This window comes from Candidatus Neomarinimicrobiota bacterium (assembly GCA_016784545.1).
In the GTDB taxonomy this organism is placed as follows: domain Bacteria; phylum Fidelibacterota; class UBA8477; order UBA8477; family JABMPR01; genus JABMPR01.
On record JADHUM010000068.1, the window covers coordinates 1 to 18,761 of the forward strand.

Here is an 18,761-nt window from a genome sequence, read left to right on the forward strand (position 1 = left end):
AGAAGCTGGATACCTCTTTTTCACGGATTATTACCGAAATGTTAAGGTGTAAATTAAGGAACCGCCCTGTACGGAACCGTACGCAGGGTGGTGTGAGAGGACGGATAGGGAATTAATCCCTATCCTCCTACTCGATTTTATGAGTCAGCCTGCCGACCACATAACTTCTTTCCGGTTTTATCTTGGTAAAGATGTTTATTTAGCACATAAACAGCCAATATCTTTGTATATTCTAGATCGAACACTGGAGGCATTATGATTGATTATGACGAACATATAGATGAGGAAATGAAAGTGATGAATGAAGGCGGGTCTTCCACAAAAAAGGGACCCAAACAAATCATTCAACTAAAAGATCCTGTTAGTAGTCTGGATCTTAGAAAATCAATTTGCACCTCAGGAGATACCAGTATTGCAGCTTGTCTCCAACTGATGAAAGACGAGCGAATTGGTTGTCTGCTTATAACCGAGGATGAAAAACTGATCGGTATCTTTACCGAACGTGATATCATACGACGAATTGTTGGCAAAAATTTATCCCATGAGGACATTGATGTGCAGGACTACATGACTAGCGATCCTGATACCCTGATGGCTGATGCCCCTTTAGCATTTGCCTTGAATTATATGGTTGTAGGTGGCTACCGGCACGTACCCATTGTGGATGAAAACAATAAACCCCAGTATTGTTTGTCCATCAAGGATATAGTGAAACATATCGGGAATCATTATTTCAGTGAGATCGCTAATTTACCCCCAACACCCAAAAATCCTGGTTGGGCCACTGTTGATGGTGGTTGATTCACCCCTTTTTCAAATTCATAAAGAAAGTATATATTTCCATTGATTAACCGACCTGATATTGGCCGCCTGAAAGCGATTCTCTTTGACTTTGATGGTGTGGTCGTCCAGAGTGAAGACGTCTATGACCGAGCCACTAAAAAACTTGGCGAGATGTACGGTGTGGTGATTCCGAGCCCCTTTTATGAAGCCAATCGGGGTATTTCCGAAGCGCTTTTTTATTCAAGATTTAAGACAGAATTTAGCCTGGATGTTGAAATAGCATCTCTCCAGGAAAAGGGCAAAAAGCTGCTCTGGGCTGAATTTTCATCTTCTGTTCATTACACGCCAGGTTTTCAGCAATTTTACACTAAAATCCGCAAGTATGTGAATCATGTAGCCTTGGTAACCGCTACCCCCAGACCACTCATTGATGAAATTTTTAAAAATTCAAACATATCCGTAGATTTTGATTTTATCGTGACATCAAGTGACGTCGAGAACACCAAACCGGCTCCGGACTCCTACCTGAATGCCTGTGATAAAATTGGAGTGGACCCTGCCCAGGCTCTCGTAATTGAGGATTCACCGACTGGATTGAGGGCCGCAACTGCCGCAGGTTGTCAAACTATTGCCATTACCACAAGCTGTGCCAAGGATTCCTTAAAAGAAGCGAATTTTATTGTTGACAGCTTCGGTGAACTCGAAGAACTTTTAACCATTGCATGAGGAATATAAATGAGTTGGTATAAACGGTTTGATCTGGTATGGTTCCCCGTTGTTGATTTTGAGCGAGCCAAATCATTTTATCGGGATGATCTGGAGTTTGAACTGGTTCTTGAAGACCAGGAATCCAGCTGGGCAGAATTTCAAATTAGTCCTGGTGCCAAAATTGCTATCCATGGCGTTAAAGCCACAAATGCAAATCCCATCGGTGCTCTTGTCATTGATGTAGAAAACCTTGAAAAATCTGAACTCTTTCTAAGGGGTAAAGGTATCAAATTATTTGATAAGGAAGAAATCCCAGGTCTTACACGTCTGGCCTCATTTACAGATCCAGATGGCAATGTTATCCAATTAAGCCAGTCCCTGGTGGAGTAAGCTGCCCTTCATGAGCGTAATCATTCTTGATTCAGCGATGGGATCCCGCCTGGAAGAGATGGGTCACAAGCTAACCGCACCCCTCTGGTCAGCCACAGTTCTGCAATCTAACCCTGAAGATATCACTCAAATTCACAAAGAAAACATTGAGGCCGGGGCCCAGGTCATCACAACCAACACATTTAGGACCACGCCATATGCCCTGCATCAGGCAGGACTCTCTGGAGTTGATGCACACACCCGCGCTCGAGCATTAACCCTTCTGGCGATTCGCCTGGCCTGGAAAGCGGTGCAAGAATCAGGGAAAGATATAAAAATTGCAGCATCAATTGCTCCTCTGGCAGATTGTTGGAGCCCGCAGGAATTTCCCGGGAATATTATCTCGCGTCCCTGGCATGATGCCCAACTGGATAATCTGGCTCATCATTCCACTGATATTATACTCATTGAAACCATGAATTCTGCCCGGGAGGCCAAAGGTTTAACGGAACTGGCCCTGCGTTATGAAAAACCGGTCTGGGTGTCTTTTGCCCTCAATGGTGAAGGCAATATCTACAATGGTGATGATATCGTCGCGACAGCTAAATTTCTTGAGAAGAAGGGTGTTTCCGCCATCGGTGTGAATTGCTCGAATCTTGAGGTTTCCAAGATGGCGCTCGGTGAGCTCCGGGAAGCTGTCTCAATACCCCTGTTGGCCTATCCAAATGTGGAACTGGAGCAACCTGAGGGAAAAAGGAAGAAAAAGAACAACAAGGTAAAGCCAGCAGATTTTGTCGCCTGGTCTGAAGAGGTCAAGGAGTTGGGCGTAGAATTTATAGGTGGCTGTTGTGGCTCAGATCATACACACATCAAAGCATTGGCTGATCATAATAATTCCTGATTTCAACAGTTGTTAAACCGACAAAACTTTTCCAACAAACTCACAAAATGGTTCCAGACTGAACGGGCGCATTTACCTGTACCCGGTAGAGGTGATTCCAATCCTTATGCTATTTGGGTGGCTGAAGTCATGCTCCAGCAAACCCAGGTCACAACGGTTTGGCCATACTACGAAAACTGGATGGAGAAATACGCTTCAATCTCAAGCCTGGCTGCTGCAGATCAGGATCAGGTTCTAAAAAGCTGGGAGGGTCTTGGTTACTATTCCCGGGCCAGAAATCTTCACGCCGGAGCAAAATACGTATTGGATGTGTTTAATGGAAAGCTCCCTGGAAGTGTACCCGAGCTGCTGACAATACCTGGTGTTGGTCCCTATACTGCCGCAGCAATAGCCAGCCTGGCTTTTGGAATCCCCGAACCACTCATGGACGGAAACGTGTTACGCGTTTATTCAAGATTAACACGACTCAAGGAAGATATCGGTCAGTCAAAGACAAAAGCAGCGATATCAAGCGAATTGGGTCGACTTATTAGTCCAGGACAACCAGCTGATTTCAATCAAGGTCTCATGGACCTGGGACGTGTGATTTGCACACCCAGAAATCCAAACTGTGAATCCTGTCCTCTGAAAAATATCTGCCTGAGTGCCGGGACTGAAGATTTGGAATCCTTTCCAGTAAAAGAAAAGCGAAAACCTCTCCCACACTACCATATCGTTATCGGCCTTATCCAAAAAGGTGAGTGTTTGCTCATTCAAAAACGCCCCGCTAATGGTTTGTTGGGTGGCTTGTGGGAATTTCCAGGTGGAAAAAATGAAGTGGGAGAGAGTGACGAGAAAGCGCTCCTACGCGAAATCAGTGAAGAGACAAGCCTGGAGGTTGGTCTGGGAGAAAAAATAGGGACCATTAATCATGCCTATACCCATTTCAAAATCACAATGTCGGCCTGGTTTTGTGATTGGATTGAAGGTGAAGCTCTAACCCAAGCATCAAGTGAAAACAAGTGGATTCCTTTTACAGAGATCAATAGATATGCCTTCCCAAAGGCAAATTTAAAAATTCTGGCATTAATCTCCAGGTTGGACACGAGTACTCTGGAAAAAAGCGTTCTAGAATAAGGCTTTGACCCTCACAGTTTGTTTCTTGCAAATTATTTATTCATCCCTTTCCGGTAAAGGTTGAAGGGGCTGATTTCGGCGAGTATATTTGCCATCCAAATTCGACAAACTCTCTATGTCGAATCGTCTTATGACAGAAACGAAAATATGAACTTGAACCCTTTGTTTAAGGTGAAGTGACAATGAGCAAGATGTTTCAGGCAGGTCCCCAGGGGGAAGTAATTAAATCCGATTGCCAGGTGTTTTATAAACCCGGGTCAAGTCCACTTAAAATTGATATTGAAAGCAAAGTTGATGCTTTGTTTTCAGAAACCATCCGTGAGCTGGCAGAATCTACTTTTGCCAACCTGGGAATCACGACGGGCTCTGTAGAAATTAAAGACTTTGGAGCATTACCCTTTGTGATGATGGCTCAAATCGAAACTGTGGTCAAACGAGCTCACCCTGAAATAGATCAAGAGGTGTTGCCGGAATTTAAGGACCATGCTCAATATGAAACATCGTTCGGTCGTTTCCGTCGGAGTCGCCTCTATTTACCAGGTAATCAGCCAAAATTGTTTTTAAATGCAGGAATTCATAAACCGGATTGCATTATTCTGGATCTTGAGGATTCAGTTCCTCCCGCAGAGAAAGATGCAGCCCGACATATCGTGAGAAATGCTCTGCGAAGCCTGGACTTTTTTGGTGCTGAGCGCATGGTCAGGATCAACCAGGGCGAGCTGGGTATGGAGGATCTGGAAGCAGTGATTCCCCACAATGTCCATACTATCCTCTTACCTAAAGCAGAGACCCCTGATCAGGTCGTTGCCATGGAAGCAAAGGTTCAGTCCATTCTAAAAGAGAAGGGTCTCAGGAAAAACATCTACTACATGCCCATTCTGGAGAGTGCTCTGGGTGTTCTCAATGCCTACGATATAGCCATTGCCAGCAAGAACAACGTGGGTCTAGCTATGGGCCTGGAGGACTATACTGCTGATATCGGTACCCAGCGAACCCTGGATGGGAAAGAGTCCTTTTTTGCCCGCTCCATGTTGGTCAATGCTGCACGTGCCGCTGGAATCCAGCCCATCGATACTGTCTTCAGTGATGTGAGCAATGAAGCCGCACTGCGAGAATCTGTGCGGGTTACCAAATCCATGGGATTCGATGGTATGGGTTGTATTCATCCCCGCCAGATCAAACCTATTCATGAAGAATTTGCTCCAACTGCGGCAGAGATCACCAAAGCCAGGCAAATAATTATCGCCGCTGATGAAGCGGAAGCCCGGGGTCTTGGTGTTGTTGCTGTCGGATCCAAGATGATTGATCCTCCAGTGGTCAAGCGTGCTGAACGAACCATTCGCATGGCATTGGAAACAGGTCTGCTTTCTGTCGACTGGAAAGAAGCTACAGAGGAGTAATCAAAACCTGTTTTCGCAAAGCCAAACAGGTTTTGATTACTCCTTGACTCCTCGAAACCAATTTAGCTGCGCGGAAATTGGTTTCGGGAACCAGAAAAATTTTGGTTTAAGGAAAAAACATGAAAAAGAAATATGAGTTGGTAAAAAATGCAGCCGGACGAATGGTGCCCACCGAGGTCAACGGTAAGACCCAGGTTCCTTTCCAGGGTGTAAATGGATATAAACCAAAGGGTCACAAGGCGGCTCCACCGATTACCTCATGTACAGATTATCCAAGTGATGGCAACAAGGTGGTCGGATCCATCAGAGAAGCCCTGGAGCTGGCAGGACTGAAAGATGGGATGACCATTTCTTCACACCACCATTTTCGTAATGGTGATCTGGTGATGAACCAGGTTTTTGATGCAGCTGATGAAATCGGTGTCAAGGGTTTGATGTGGTTTCCCAGTGCTGCTTTTCCATGTCATGCACCCTTGACCAAACACATGGACAGTGGTCTGATTCATCATATAGAAGGTTCCTTGAATGGACCCCTGGGCAGTTATGCTTCCCAGGGTAAAATGGACGGCCTGGCAGTTTTAAGGTCTCACGGAGGACGTTGGCAGGCAGTGCAGGACGGCGAAGTACATATTGATATTGCCGTGCTGGCAGCGCCGACCGCTGATTCCATGGGTAATGCTACGGGAGATCGCGGACCTTCCGCTTGCGGATTGCTTGGATTTGGTCTGGCTGATTCCATGTATGCTGACAAAGTGATCATTGTAACAGACAATCTGGTTCCGTTTCCCTGTTACCCCTGGCAGATACAGGGTCAGAATGTAGACTATGTCGTGGTGTTGGATAAGGTTGGAGAGCCGGAAAAAATCGTTTCTGGAACCACACAACTCACCAAGTCCCCTGATCGTCTCTATATAGCTGAGCTTACTGCAAAATTTGTCAAAGCGGCTGGTATCATGAAAGATGGCTTCAGCTTTCAAGCTGGTGCAGGTGGCACTGCCCTGGCCTTTGCCATCTATCTTAAAGAGATGATGATTGAAGCCGGTATTAAGGCGCGATTTGTTCGCGGTGGATCCACCAAGTATCTGGTTGAGATGCTGGAAGAGGGACTTACTGACTACATTCTTGATGGTCAGACCTTTGATCTGGAAGGTGTCAGATCCATGCGTGAAAATGAGGGTCACATAAACACCTCGCCCTTCACCAGCTATAACTGGCATGGTAAAGGGAATTTTGCCTCCCTGCTGGATGCAGTCGTGCTGGGTGCGACAGAAGTGGATGTAAACTTTAATGCCAACGTCGTGACCCATTCTGATGGACAAATGCTCCACGGTATAGGTGGCTGGCAGAATTGTCTGTTTAGTAAATGCACAATCTTACCCATTCCTGCTTTTCGTGACCGCATCCCTGTCATTGTGGATGAAGTGACCACGCTGGTAGGCCCGGGAGAATTGGTGGATGTTATTGTTACTGAACGTGGAATAGCCATCAACCCCTTGCGAACTGATCTTATCGAAGCCACCAAAGACAGTGGTCTTCCCATTCGTACCATACAGGAATTGAAGGCTGAAATTGATGACCTGATTGGCGCCACACCGCAGAAACCAAAACTCACAGATGAACCTATCGGTGTGGTGAAATGGGTCGACGGGACGGTTATTGATACGATTTTTAAAATTGAAAATTGAAAATTGAAAAATTAAGATTGAATATTTATTCGCCTTGTGGATAGTCAAGAACTAAAAGAGAGGACCAAGAACTTCGTTCATAGATGCGTCAAGTTGTCTATTGCCATACCCAAATCTACATTGGGGAAACATATCAAATCACAATTAGTGAGGTGCTCAACCTCAGTTGCAGCAAATTATCGTGCAGCTGTATTGGCTCAATCAACTGCAAGCTTCACTTCGAAACTAAGTATAGTACTTGAGGAGATAGATGAATCAGTGTTTTGGTTGGAATTTATTAGAGATGAAGACTTATTATGAGAAATGCAAGTTGGTGAAATAATAAAAGAGGCTAAAGAGTTGACCGCAATATTCTTTGCTGCAAGAAAGACATTAAAGAAACAACGGTGAATTTTAATTGTTAAATATTAAATAATCGGAGATATGCAATGCGTGAAAAAGTCCTAAAAATTTGGCCTGAGATCGAATGGATCAAGGATGCGGATCTAAGAGAAAAAACATTAAATGCCTGGGTTTGGGCAATTGAGAATAGTGTGCTTTCACCTGAGGATCTTGAAGTCATCCCCTTTAGCCTGTTGATCAAGGATGTAAATGTATCCTTTATGAATCACAAGCGAACCTGTGTTCAACTGGCCGTGGATATTGCGGAACGAATGCAGAAAAATTTTGGTGACTCCATGAAGATCGATATGGATATTCTGATCTCTGGGGCCATTCTGATTGATATCGGCAAGTTGCTTGAGTATGAAATGAAAGATGGCAAACTGGGAACGAGTTCCATGGGCAAGATCGTGCGCCACCCCTTTAGCGGAGCATCAATTGCTTTTCAGTTTAAATTGCCAGCCGAGGTTCAGCATATTATCGCAACCCACTCCAAAGAGGGAGACCTGGGAATGAGAACGGTGGAATCAATTATTGTGCACCACGCTGATTTTGTGTCATTTGAACCCTTCAAGGCATAATTCGAAACATGGTTACAGATCAGATATAAAACCCTAGCGAAAGGACGTTTTTTTATGGCCAGAGCAATCATATTATTAATCTTGAGTACGAGTCTCCTGATGGCTCAAATCCAGCCAGTACAACCATCGGTGGCCGCTACTGATGATCCGATGGCTCTGCGCTATAATCCAGCTGGTCTGGGGTTTAATCATCATACTGAAAGTATGTTGATGACCCATTTTGACGGATCTGAGTTCACCAAGGATTTTGCCTATTACAGCCAATCCGGGAACTCGGGTTTCGGGTATCAATGGGATGTAAACTCTGCCACAAACATCTGGAGTTTTAGCCAGGGGATCAAGATCTCCACATCACACAGTATGGGGTTCACTTACAGTTTCGATAATTCAGACTGGTCGAAGGGACGCTATGATCTGGGGTGGATGCATCGTCCGTTTCCCATGCTTGCGCTGGGTGCCCAGGTCCAAAATGTCTGGTCAGGCTCAAATGATCCTCTCAGGCTTAATACTGGTGTAGCTTTTCAAAATAGATCAGGTCGTTATGGTGCTGGATATGATCTGGGAATCACAGAAGGCAGTTCTGACCTCGATGGTTTTCTCACTGGCTTTATCGAACCTCTCAAAGGCTTGCGGTTAAATGTTTTTACCGAATTAGGGAATAGCAATTTTGGGTTTTCTCTAAGTCTTTTTATGCCTGATATGGGTATCGAAAGCCATGGTAATAGCGGTGGTAATCCTCAAACCCTGGTGCTTCGATCAACCACAAATCCCTATCGCTCCATTTTTGGAAAAAAAGCTATTAAAAAGGATACCAAAACCTATATCCGCATGAAGTTGGAGGGACTCTTCATTGAAGAGCCTGCTATGAAGAAACCCAACTTCCCCATCAATTTTGACCTGAATATTCCCTTCCTGGGAGGAGCCGTTGTCTATGGGAAACAATTAAAAAAATTCCTCGATGAGATGGAGGAATACACCGAAGATTCTGATATTGACGGAATGATCATAGACCTGGGAAATGTTAGAGCAGGGTTTAGCAAAATGACAGAAATGCGGGCGGCCTTCCAGCGCTTCCATGACGCAGGGAAAGAAATTATCGTCTATAGCAAATTCGGACTGGGGAATGGAAGTACATATCTGCTATCCATGGCCGACGAGATCTACATCCATGAAATGGCTTCCGTAGACCTCCGTGGTCTGGCTATGGAAGTGACCTTTTTCAGGGGCTTGCTGGACACCCTTTCCATTGTGCCTGAAGTTTGGCGTGTGAGTCCGTATAAGACCGCGTCAGACCCCTACCTCAATGATAAGATGTCTGAAGCCATGCGTGAGAACTATTCCCAGCTACTGGCCGGTGTTTATGATGAGTTTGTTGCCGGTCTGGCTGAAGGCAAAAACTGGGACCTGGAAAAAACGCGTGATGTTATAGACAACGGTCCTTACTTCCTTACGACTGTTGCCCAGGAGGCCGGGCTCATTACTGGAACCATGTATCCTGATGAATTTGACGATTATGTTGATGATCTTAATGATGGTAAGGTAAATATTGAAAAAATTAAGATAAAGAAGGAAATCCCCGAGTATCGATATGCCTGGCGGGATGATAAGGTCAAAGATAAAATTGCTGTCATTTATGCCGTGGGTAACATCGTTTCAGGAAAAAGCAAGAGAAGCCCCTCTGGTTCAACCACCATGGGTGATGAAACCATTGCCGGAGCCATTAAGCAAGCCCGTGAAGATGAGACCATCAAAGCTATCGTTCTGCGCATAGATAGTGGGGGTGGTTCAGCGTTGGCTTCAGATATTATGTGGCGGGAAATTCTTAAAGCCACAGAAACCGACTCGGCCAACGTCAAACCCTTTATTGCATCCATGTCAGATGTAGCTGCCTCAGGTGGATATTATATTGCCTGTCAGGCTGATTCCATCATCGCTTACCCCTCTACTATAACTGGCTCCATCGGTGTTATTGGTATGCGTCTCAATTTTTCCCAGTTGAGGGAGCGTTTCGGGATTCAAGTTGAAGGCTTGAAAATGGGTCAGAATGCAGATTTCGCCAGTGGCAGTCGTCTCGCCACAGATGAAGAGAGTGTAGCCATTCTTGGATCTATCAATAGCACATACTTGAAGTTCAAGGAAAGAGTGATCAAGGGCCGTGAGAACCTGGATGACATAGAGGCTTTGGATAGTCTGGCCCTGGGTCGTGTGTGGACAGGGACTGATGCCAAAAAATATGGTCTCATCGATGAGATCGGTGGTTACTATGATGCCATCAAGCTGGCCAAAAAGGCTGCTGGTATAAAGGGTGATGTGGAGATTGTAGAATTACCTGTCCATAAAAAAAAGACGGATTTTAAAACCCTGATGAACCGGAATACAAAAATTGATCTCATCTCCAGCAATGTGCTTGAATCACTCAAGCTCGATGATCTGATTCCCATCCTGGAAGGTGGTGAAATACAAATGATCATGCCGGTTAAGGTTGAGATTAAATAATTATTTTTTAACCACGGATTACACGAATTTCACTGATTGATGGTTTTGAATAGCATGGAATTAATTCATAAGGAGTTAACCTATAAAATCATTGGATGTGCATTTGAGGTCCATAAAGAACTAGGCCCGGGTTTTTTGGAATCTGCCTACGAGGAAGCGATGAAGGTTGAGCTGAAAAACGCCAACCTAAAAAGGCAGATTCGCAGAAAAGTTTTCCGTTGATTTACAAGGACATTAGAATCAAAGACTTCTATTATGATCTGGTTCTTGAGGACAAAGTGGTGTTGGAGTTAAAGGCGATCAAGAGAATTACTGATATCGAAAGAGCACAACTCCTGAACTATTTAAAAGTCACAGAATTGAGGGTGGGTTTAATTGTCAATTTTGGCGAAACATCATTAAAGCATGCTCGAATGGTTTTATGATGATTGGTGTATTTTAAAAAATCGGTGCAATCCGTGTAATCGGTGGTTGCATTTTTGAGAAGGAAGTAAATATGTCACAAAATTTGATTGAGAAAATCGCACAAAAATATGCTGTGGATCTGGAGCAGGGACATAGAGTGAGGAGTGGTGATTTTCTCTCAATTTCTCCAGCCCATGTGATGACCCATGATAACACGGGTGCAGTGATGAATAAATTCAAAGCCATCGGTGCTACCAAAGTGGCTAATCCACGACAACCAGTATATGCTCTGGACCACAATGTTCAGGACAAGAGCGAGGCCAATCTCATGAAGTATGCTGGTATTGAAGCCTTTGCCAAAGCAATGGGTGTTGATTTTTATCCTGCTGGTCGCGGGATTGGTCATCAGATCATGTGTGAAGAAGGCTATGCCTGGCCGGGTAGTATGGTGGTGGCTTCTGACAGTCACTCCAATATGTACGGTGGACTTGGTGTTCTGGGAACCCCCATTGTAAGAACGGATGCAGCCGCAATCTGGGCTACAGGCAGAACCTGGTGGCAAGTGCCGCCTGTTGCCAGGGTTGAATTGAAAGGTCAGCTGAGACCGGGAGTGACGGGCAAGGATGTCATTATTACCCTGGCTGGATTATTTAATCATGATGAAGTCTTGAATCATGCCATCGAATTTCATGGTGATGGTCTGGCTTCACTCTCCATTGATCAACGACTGACCATCGCTAATATGACTACAGAGTGGGGTGCCCTTGCCGGTGTCTTCCCCATTGATAATGTGACTTTCAGCTGGTTGGAAGCCCGGGCGTTATCTGTCGAGAAAAGGGGGCTCTCAGGCGTTGAGTCAGATGCAGACTCCAAAGATGGTGATTCCCCACGCATGAATTATGGTCGAATCTCGCAACTCAAACAGACAGCTCCCTATGCAGACCCAGATGCTTTTTATGCAAAGGAACTCGCTCTCGATCTTGCCACAGTTGAACCCAATGTATCTGGTCCTGATAATGTGAAGACCATGACAGCAGCAAAAACCATGGAAAAAGCAGGCCTGAAAATTCACAAAGCCTATCTGGTATCCTGTGTAAATAGCCGCGTGGAAGATCTGGCTGAAGCAGCCAGGACCATTAAGGGTCAAAAAGTAGCTGATCATGTTGAGTTCTACATCGCAGCAGCCTCAAGCGAAGTTCAGGCTGAGAGTGAGAGCAGGGGAGATTGGCAGGCTCTGGTGGATGCTGGAGCAAGAGCCTTACCTCCTGGCTGTGGACCATGTATTGGTCTCGGTGTTGGGTTGCTGGAAGAAAACGAAGTGGGTATTTCTGCTACCAACCGCAACTTTAAGGGTCGCATGGGTGCCAAGAGTGCCAAGGCCTATCTGGCGTCACCTGCGGTGGTAGCTGCCTCAGCGGTTACCGGGAAAGTGGTATCACCCTATGACTATGATAATTCTCAACCTCAGGGTGACATTAAGACCAATAAAAAAGCTGCTGCTGAATCAGTTGCAGTCAGCATTCTTGATGGATTTCCCGGAGCGTTGACCGGCAATATTCTCTTCTGTCATCAGGATAATCTAAACACAGATGGTATTTACCCTGGGAAATATACCTATATCGATGACTTCACCCCTGAACAACAGGCTGGTGTGGTCATGGAAAACTACGATACTGCCTTTGTTGATATGGTGGAGCAAGGCGATTTCCTGGTGGGTGGTTTTAATTTTGGAACCGGTAGTTCCAGGGAGCAAGCCGCCACATCTCTGAAATATCGTGGTATATCTCTGGTCCTGGCCGGCTCATTCAGTGAAACCTATAAGCGCAACGCCATCAACAATGGCTTTATGGTGTTAGAGGCTCCAGAACTGGTTCAGGATCTTCTGGATGCCCATGGTCGGGATGCATTGACAGTTGCCACAGGAATTAAGGCAACCATCAATTTCCAGAGTGCAACGATGAACTATAATGGAAAATCATATTCACTGAGCCCAGTAGGAGCAGCTGCTCAGGAACTGGTTTTGACGGACGGACTCGAAAACTGGGTCAAGGAACGGTTGTAGCAGATGGGCTTTACCAACTTTCTGATTCGAATCACCACGCCGAAAGGTGTTAAAGCAGGTTCAAGCGCTTTTCGGGGTCATGTGGGCATGTTGGAAGGCTGGGTCTCCATTATTGGTAACTTTGTCCTGTTTGCAATCAAGTTGTTTTTTGGATGGATGATAAGCAGCCTCGCCCTGATTGCAGATGCCTTTCACACCCTTTCCGATGTGGGTACCTCCATTGTGGTTATTTTTGGGTTTAAGGTCGCTCAAAAGCCAGCAGATAAAGAACATCCCTTTGGCCATGGTCGCGCAGAAACCATAGCCACACTGACCATTGCTATTCTTATGGCGGTGGTGGCGCTGGAGTTTTTTAAGGGTGCCGTGGATCGTTTGTTCTTTTCTGAAGCAGATATCGATGTGACAAAAATTAACTGGCTACTCATCGGGGTGGTGACCCTGACAGCTGTCGGCAAAGCCTGGATGGCTTTTTTCGCATATCAATTGGGCAACCTCATTGATTCAGATGCCCTCCGAGGCGATGCGGTACACCACAAAAGTGATGTTTACACAACCGTGTTGGTGATTGTAGCGCTCATTGGGGCTTATTATGGAGTTCCTTATGTGGACGGCATCATGGGTCTTGGGGTGGCCATTATGATACTACATGCCGCTTACGAAATTGCCCGTGAAGCCATTGATGATCTACTTGGGAAACCGGCCACGACTGAGTTTATCCAGGAAATCACAACCCTGGCTACTACAGTTCCTGGCGCACAGCAGGTTCACGATGTCGTCGTCCACAACTATGGTGATCAGAGCTTTATTTCACTCCATATTGAAATTGATGAAAAGACCTCACCAGCCATTGCCCACAACATTGCTGATAATGTAGAGCACAAGCTGGCCCATGAGTTGAATGCTGAGGTGGTAACTCATATTGATCCCGTGGCTGCCTCTGGGAAGGTGGTTCAGGATATTCGCGAGGTTATCGAAAAGGCTTTAGCCTCCTTCAATGAGGGCTTCAGTGTTCAAGATTTAAGAATTGTAGGGGAGGATCCAGTTGAGTCCATCCTTTTTGAGCTACCAGTACCTGCAGATTGTTTTCAACAAGATGAGATGGAAGAGGCCATACGCAAAGCTTTGGAAGAGGCCCATGAGCGGGCAGCAGTCATTATTGAATTTAAAGCGCAGATGACGGAATAGCTTTTAAAAGTGAAAAGTGAAAAGTGAAAAGTGAAAAGTGAAAAGTGAAAAGTGAAAAGGATTCCCTCTGCTATGCGTCCCAAATATAACCCCTTTCTTTCTCCGGCACTCAGCGACTTTCGACTTTTGACGTTAAGACTTTTGACGCCTGGATCGCTGAAAATACAGAATAAGTACCATGCCTAGCTTCCCATACAAACACATCATGTGGGACTGGAATGGGACACTCCTGGATGATTCAAGGATGGCTGTCATGGTCATTAATGAGACCCTGGCAAAACGGGATATGTCCACCATCAGCCATGACCATTATCAAAAGATTTTTGGCTTCCCGGTTATCGACTACTACCGTCGGCTCGGGTTTGATTTTAAGGATGAATCCTTTGAAGTAGTGGGCACAGAATTTATTGATGGTTATGAACAACATAAATATGATGTTGGTCTTCATCAGGGTGTGGAGAAGGTATTAGGGCTATTGAGCGATAAGGGTGTAACGCACTCCATCCTTTCAGCATATAAACAAAATACTCTGGATGAGTTGGTTGGGCATTTTGGACTGACGGATCGATTTTTGAAAATCGTTGGACTGGACAACCATTACGCTCACAGTAAAGTTGAAAATGCTATTCACTGGATGCTGGAACTAGCCCTTAAACCATCTGAAGTTCTTTTTGTTGGAGATACAGAACACGATTATGAAGTTGCAGAAGCCTTAGGTGTGGATTGTGTGCTGATCCCCGGCGGGCATCAAACCCGAAAAGCGTTGAGTAAAACAGGTGCTACTATTTTAAATAATTTATCCGATATTTTACAATTAACCGCGAAGAGCACAAAGCACGCAGAGGTTTGTTGAATATCTTAGAAAACAGCTTCAGACTTATCAGAGGACGAGCAAAAAAAATACTTTGCGTACTCTGCGATCTCTGTGGTTTTGAAAAACAAAATTTATTGCAGTTAATACTTTAAGTATAAAAGGAGAATGAAATTGGGAAAAAGAACAATCGTAAGCATGCCAGGTGATGGCATTGGGAAACCGGTTTTAGACGAAACCATTCGCGTGCTTGAGGCCGCTGGCTTTGAAGCAAATTATGTTGAAGGTGACATTGGCTGGGAGTTCTGGCGCAGTGAGGGCAATCCATTACCTCAGCGTACTCTGGATCTTCTGGCTGAGCACAAAATCGGACTGTTTGGCGCCATTACATCCAAGCCCAAGGATGAAGCATTTGAAGAGTTGGCACCTGAATTACAGGCCAAGGGTCTGGTATATTCAAGTCCCATTGTTGGTCTGAGACAGCATTTTGGTCTGGACATTTGTTTGCGTCCCTGTCGTACCTACAAAGGCAACCCCTTAAATTTTATCCGCAGAGCCGCTGATGGTGGCGTGGATGAACCTGAAGTTGATGTGGCCATTTTCCGTCAGAATACTGAAGGACTTTATGGTGGCGTTGAATGGAGTAATCCACCAAAACAGGTTCATGATGCCCTTATGACCCATCCGCGTTTTGTGAAGAACTTTGGCAACACACCCGTTGAGGAGGTTTCAGTATCCACGCGGATCTTCACCAAGAAGGCCACAGAGAGAATTCTCAGGGCTGCCTTTGAACATGCCAGGAAATATGGCTACAAATCAGTAACTGTTTGTGAAAAACCAAACGTGATTCGAGAAACATCCGGGATGATGTACAAAATGGCTCAGCAGATTCAGAAAGCTGACTTTCCAGAGATCGAATTGTGGAACACAAATATTGATGCCCAGATGATGTGGCTGACCAAAAATCCTGAAAACTATGGCGTCATCGTAGCTGGAAACATGTTCGGCGATATCGTTTCTGATGGTTTTGCCGGTCTCATCGGTGGGTTGGGCTTTGCCTGTAGTGCTCAGTATAATCCTGAAACCGGTATTGGTGTCTTTGAGCCAACTCACGGGAGCGCACCGAAGTATGCAGATTTTCCTGTGTCTATTGTGAATCCTATTGCCATGGTAGAATCTGCCTGTATGATGCTGGATTTCATTGATGAGCAGACCATCGCGACCAAGATCCGCAAAGCAGTTGCTGATGTGGTCGCCGAAGGCAAGGTCAGAACCTATGATATGGCCAAGATGGCCGGTCGGGCTGATGTGGTTGAAAAAGGTGCAGCCTCAACCACCGAAATGGCAGATGCCATCATAGCCAAACTGAACTAATAGGATATTAGCAAACCACGGATTTCACGGATTACACAGAAGAATGGTTTTGAAAACGACTGGACTTATCCACGAGGAATTGACCTATAAAATTATTGGGTGCGCTTTCGAAGTTCACAAGGAACTGGGTCCAGGTTTCCTGGAATCGGCCTACGAGGCAGCGATGAAAATTGAGCTAAAAGCTGGTGATCTTGCAGTGGAGTCTCAAAAACAATTCCCTTTAATTTATAAGGGAGTCAAGATCAAAGATTTTTTCTGTGATCTTGTTGTTGATGAAAAAGTCATCGTGGAATTGAAGGCAATCTCAAAAATTTCAGATATTGAGAGAGCACAAATACTCAACTATTTGAAAGTAACGGGTTTAAAAGTTGGCTTGATAATTAATTTCGGGCAAACCTCTCTCAAACATGAGCGTATGGTGTTATAATTAACAATAAAACCATAATTTTTATCCGTGCAATCTGTGTAATCTGTGGTTGCATATAAAAAAGGAGTAAGAATTGGAAAAATCAATCGCAAGACAGATGGCTGAATTTGCTGTCGGTTTGAAATACGAGGACCTGCCGGAAGAGGTGGTCTATGAGGTAAAACGTTATCTCTACGATTCCATTGGTTGTGCCTATGGAAGTATGGGTACCCATGATGTGAAATCCATGCTGGAGATCTATCAGGAAATGGGTGGGACGGCTGAATCCACAGTGCTGGGTTTTGGTGATAAAATGCCTGCAGTGAGTACGGCTTTGGTCAACGCTCTCATGATCCGCGCTCTGGATTTCAATGACATTTACTGGAAGGACGATCCCAGTCATCCCAGTGATATCATGCCGGCTGCTTTTTCCACCGCAGAAAAGGTGGATGCCTCCATGAAGGATGTCATTGTTGCCATTGTGCTGGCTTATGAATTCGAGATGCGGATGTGTCTGTTTGCCAAGCCAGGTGTCCGTGAGCGGAAATGGCATCATGCCACACTGACGCAATTTGTATCTCCCATTGTGGCAGGCAAGGTACTGGGGCTCAGTGTAGATGAAATGGTGAATGCCATTGGTATCAATGGATGTCACAATCACACCATTGGTTGTCCCACAGCCGGAAAATTGACCATGATGAAGAATACTGTGGATCCCATGGCTACACAGGCCGGTGTTTTCGCAGCGTTGCTATCTCAAAAGGGCTATTCAGGGACAGAGAAGGTCTTTGAGGGCAAAGAAGGATTTATGGATGCTTTTGTGGGCTGGAATGCCAAGGATGAGACTGTCAATCCAACGGATATGGAAGGTCGTGATGGCGTTTCTTCCTGGTCCTGGGATGTGGATGCACTGGTAGGCAAGCTGGGTGAGAGTTACAAGATTTTGGAATGCGGTATGAAGGCCTTCCCAACGGAAGCGTTGACCCACACCCATATCTCCTGTGCCTTAAATGCCATGATCAACAATGATCTTGATTATACCGATATCAAAGAGGTCAAGGTGACAGCATTTGCCCAGGCTTATGACATCCTTTTTGATCCAACTAAATATCGTCCTGAATCGCGGGAAACCGCTGATCACTCCCTGCCTTATTGCATGGCTGCTGCCATTGTGGATAAGAAGATCACGACGCAGTCATTCTCAGATGAAAAGCTGAATGATCCCAAGATTTTTGAGGTGATTGATAAGATCATTGGTGAGCCTTCACTGGAGTTTGAAGCCATGTTTCCAGCCAAGCAGCCTTCCCGGGTTGTGGTGACCACCAATGATGGTCGTTCCTTTGAAGAGTATCTGGAATATCCCAAAGGTGATCCCCGGGAACCCATGACACTTGAGGATCTCACAAACAAGTTCAACAGTCTGGCTTCAGGTGTTTTGAGTGCTGATCGTCTAGTAGAAATCAAGGATATGATCTTTGATTGTGAAAAGGTGAGTGCCAGAGAATTCATGGGCAAACTGGTGGTGTAGCAACCACGGATTTCACTGATTGCACAGATTTCGTTTTAGGTAAATTTAGCGACCCGTGTCTTCCTGCAAGCTGATCCTTGAGCCAGGTGGAAGTGAGTCATCGCTTCGAACACTGCGAATATTGGAAGCAGGTTTCAGTCCTTTGGACCAACCTGCTTCCTCTTTTAACCCAAACTGTGTTTCAACAGTTCTAAAACAGGTTGCCCCTGTAGATTGAAACCTGTTTTAACATACATTCCGTACATTGACAAGCCCTGGCTTGCCGACTATATTCACCCCGCTTTTTGCGTTATTAAGAGGTCTTTCTTACCGTTCTCAATATTGTCCTCGTCACCCCAAGCGGAGTCGAGGGGCGCATCAAAGAGAAGGGTAGAAATTCGACGCAAAAGAGAACACCGATTGAATGCACCGCTGGCTCAATTGGTAGAGCAGTTGACTCTTAATCAATTGGTTCCAGGTTCGAGTCCTGGGCGGTGTACAGACAGTAACCCCCTAATATATAGGGGGTTACGTGTTTCTAGGGGCTTCAATTATTGATGACCAACTACCCCTCAAAACATCAGATTTCAC

General features: G+C 45.3%; 15 protein-coding genes, 1 tRNA gene and 2 pseudogenes. All 18 read left to right on the forward strand.

Annotation, left to right across the window (positions count from 1 at the left end; genetic code table 11):
* Positions 1 to 255 precede the first annotated feature (255 nt).
* The 18 genes and pseudogenes from ISR87_13735 to ISR87_13820 all read left to right on the forward strand — a co-directional run bounded on the left by ISR87_13735 (position 256) and on the right by ISR87_13820 (position 18,669).
* Positions 256 to 801, forward strand: coding sequence for a CBS domain-containing protein (locus ISR87_13735; GenBank protein MBL7026503.1), 546 nt, complete (start codon positions 256 to 258; stop codon positions 799 to 801).
* A 42-nt stretch (positions 802 to 843) separates the two neighbouring features.
* A complete protein-coding gene (locus ISR87_13740; protein MBL7026504.1) occupies positions 844 to 1,509 on the forward strand; it encodes an HAD family phosphatase in 666 nt (221 codons plus the stop codon).
* Positions 1,510 to 1,518: 9 nt separating this feature from the next.
* Complete coding sequence (locus ISR87_13745) at positions 1,519 to 1,881, forward strand: VOC family protein (GenBank protein MBL7026505.1); 363 nt, start codon at positions 1,519 to 1,521, stop codon at positions 1,879 to 1,881.
* Positions 1,882 to 1,891: 10 nt separating this feature from the next.
* Positions 1,892 to 2,761 (forward strand): homocysteine S-methyltransferase family protein, encoded by an 870-nt coding sequence (locus ISR87_13750; GenBank protein MBL7026506.1) that lies wholly within the window; start codon positions 1,892 to 1,894, stop codon positions 2,759 to 2,761.
* A gap of 9 nt (positions 2,762 to 2,770) precedes the next feature.
* Positions 2,771 to 3,877: an A/G-specific adenine glycosylase gene (gene mutY, locus ISR87_13755; GenBank protein ID MBL7026507.1), complete on the forward strand. Its 1,107-nt coding sequence runs from the start codon at positions 2,771 to 2,773 to the stop codon at positions 3,875 to 3,877.
* 182 nt (positions 3,878 to 4,059) lie between these two features.
* Entirely contained in the window at positions 4,060 to 5,277 is a 1,218-nt protein-coding gene (locus ISR87_13760) for a citrate lyase ACP (GenBank protein MBL7026508.1), read from the forward strand.
* A gap of 119 nt (positions 5,278 to 5,396) precedes the next feature.
* Positions 5,397 to 6,962 carry a citrate lyase subunit alpha gene (locus tag ISR87_13765; protein ID MBL7026509.1) on the forward strand — a complete coding sequence of 522 codons (1,566 nt, stop codon included), beginning with the start codon at positions 5,397 to 5,399 and terminating at the stop codon, positions 6,960 to 6,962.
* Positions 6,963 to 6,998: 36 nt separating this feature from the next.
* Positions 6,999 to 7,352, forward strand: a pseudogene (locus ISR87_13770) (four helix bundle protein).
* Positions 7,353 to 7,390: 38 nt separating this feature from the next.
* Positions 7,391 to 7,924: an HD domain-containing protein gene (locus tag ISR87_13775; protein MBL7026510.1), complete on the forward strand. Its 534-nt coding sequence runs from the start codon at positions 7,391 to 7,393 to the stop codon at positions 7,922 to 7,924.
* 54 nt (positions 7,925 to 7,978) lie between these two features.
* Complete coding sequence (sppA, locus tag ISR87_13780; protein MBL7026511.1) at positions 7,979 to 10,420, forward strand: signal peptide peptidase SppA; 2,442 nt, start codon at positions 7,979 to 7,981, stop codon at positions 10,418 to 10,420.
* A 54-nt stretch (positions 10,421 to 10,474) separates the two neighbouring features.
* Positions 10,475 to 10,845 (forward strand): annotated as a pseudogene (locus ISR87_13785) (GxxExxY protein).
* Between the two features lie 71 nt (positions 10,846 to 10,916).
* The gene (lysF, locus tag ISR87_13790; GenBank protein MBL7026512.1) at positions 10,917 to 12,887 is read left to right on the forward strand and encodes a homoaconitase; all 1,971 of its coding nucleotides are present in this window, start codon (positions 10,917 to 10,919) and stop codon (positions 12,885 to 12,887) included.
* A 3-nt stretch (positions 12,888 to 12,890) separates the two neighbouring features.
* Positions 12,891 to 14,072, forward strand: a complete 1,182-nt coding sequence (locus tag ISR87_13795; protein MBL7026513.1) for a cation diffusion facilitator family transporter — start codon at positions 12,891 to 12,893, stop codon at positions 14,070 to 14,072.
* A gap of 178 nt (positions 14,073 to 14,250) precedes the next feature.
* The gene (locus ISR87_13800) at positions 14,251 to 14,925 is read left to right on the forward strand and encodes an HAD family hydrolase (GenBank protein ID MBL7026514.1); all 675 of its coding nucleotides are present in this window, start codon (positions 14,251 to 14,253) and stop codon (positions 14,923 to 14,925) included.
* A gap of 126 nt (positions 14,926 to 15,051) precedes the next feature.
* On the forward strand, positions 15,052 to 16,257 hold the full coding sequence (locus ISR87_13805) for an isocitrate/isopropylmalate dehydrogenase family protein (GenBank protein MBL7026515.1): 1,206 nt from the start codon (positions 15,052 to 15,054) through the stop codon (positions 16,255 to 16,257).
* Positions 16,258 to 16,300: 43 nt separating this feature from the next.
* A complete protein-coding gene (locus ISR87_13810) occupies positions 16,301 to 16,684 on the forward strand; it encodes a GxxExxY protein (protein ID MBL7026516.1) in 384 nt (127 codons plus the stop codon).
* Positions 16,685 to 16,757: 73 nt separating this feature from the next.
* Positions 16,758 to 18,191: an MmgE/PrpD family protein gene (locus ISR87_13815; protein ID MBL7026517.1), complete on the forward strand. Its 1,434-nt coding sequence runs from the start codon at positions 16,758 to 16,760 to the stop codon at positions 18,189 to 18,191.
* A gap of 405 nt (positions 18,192 to 18,596) precedes the next feature.
* Positions 18,597 to 18,669, forward strand: a tRNA-Lys gene (locus tag ISR87_13820).
* Positions 18,670 to 18,761 lie beyond the last annotated feature (92 nt).

What these genes read in the sequence shown, in the direction of transcription:
- sppA (MBL7026511.1), top strand. Translation starts at nt 7,979, where the DNA reads ATGGCCAGAGCAATCATATTATTAATCTTGAGTACGAGTCTCCTGATG.
- ISR87_13810 (MBL7026516.1), top strand. Translation starts at nt 16,301, where the DNA reads ATGGTTTTGAAAACGACTGGACTTATCCACGAGGAATTGACCTATAAA.
- ISR87_13775 (MBL7026510.1), top strand. Translation starts at nt 7,391, where the DNA reads ATGCGTGAAAAAGTCCTAAAAATTTGGCCTGAGATCGAATGGATCAAG.
- ISR87_13745 (MBL7026505.1), top strand. Translation starts at nt 1,519, where the DNA reads ATGAGTTGGTATAAACGGTTTGATCTGGTATGGTTCCCCGTTGTTGAT.
- ISR87_13805 (MBL7026515.1), top strand. Translation starts at nt 15,052, where the DNA reads ATGAAATTGGGAAAAAGAACAATCGTAAGCATGCCAGGTGATGGCATT.
- ISR87_13750 (MBL7026506.1), top strand. Translation starts at nt 1,892, where the DNA reads ATGAGCGTAATCATTCTTGATTCAGCGATGGGATCCCGCCTGGAAGAG.
- lysF (MBL7026512.1), top strand. Translation starts at nt 10,917, where the DNA reads ATGTCACAAAATTTGATTGAGAAAATCGCACAAAAATATGCTGTGGAT.
- ISR87_13800 (MBL7026514.1), top strand. Translation starts at nt 14,251, where the DNA reads ATGCCTAGCTTCCCATACAAACACATCATGTGGGACTGGAATGGGACA.
- ISR87_13760 (MBL7026508.1), top strand. Translation starts at nt 4,060, where the DNA reads ATGAGCAAGATGTTTCAGGCAGGTCCCCAGGGGGAAGTAATTAAATCC.
- ISR87_13735 (MBL7026503.1), top strand. Translation starts at nt 256, where the DNA reads ATGATTGATTATGACGAACATATAGATGAGGAAATGAAAGTGATGAAT.
- ISR87_13795 (MBL7026513.1), top strand. Translation starts at nt 12,891, where the DNA reads ATGGGCTTTACCAACTTTCTGATTCGAATCACCACGCCGAAAGGTGTT.
- ISR87_13765 (MBL7026509.1), top strand. Translation starts at nt 5,397, where the DNA reads ATGAAAAAGAAATATGAGTTGGTAAAAAATGCAGCCGGACGAATGGTG.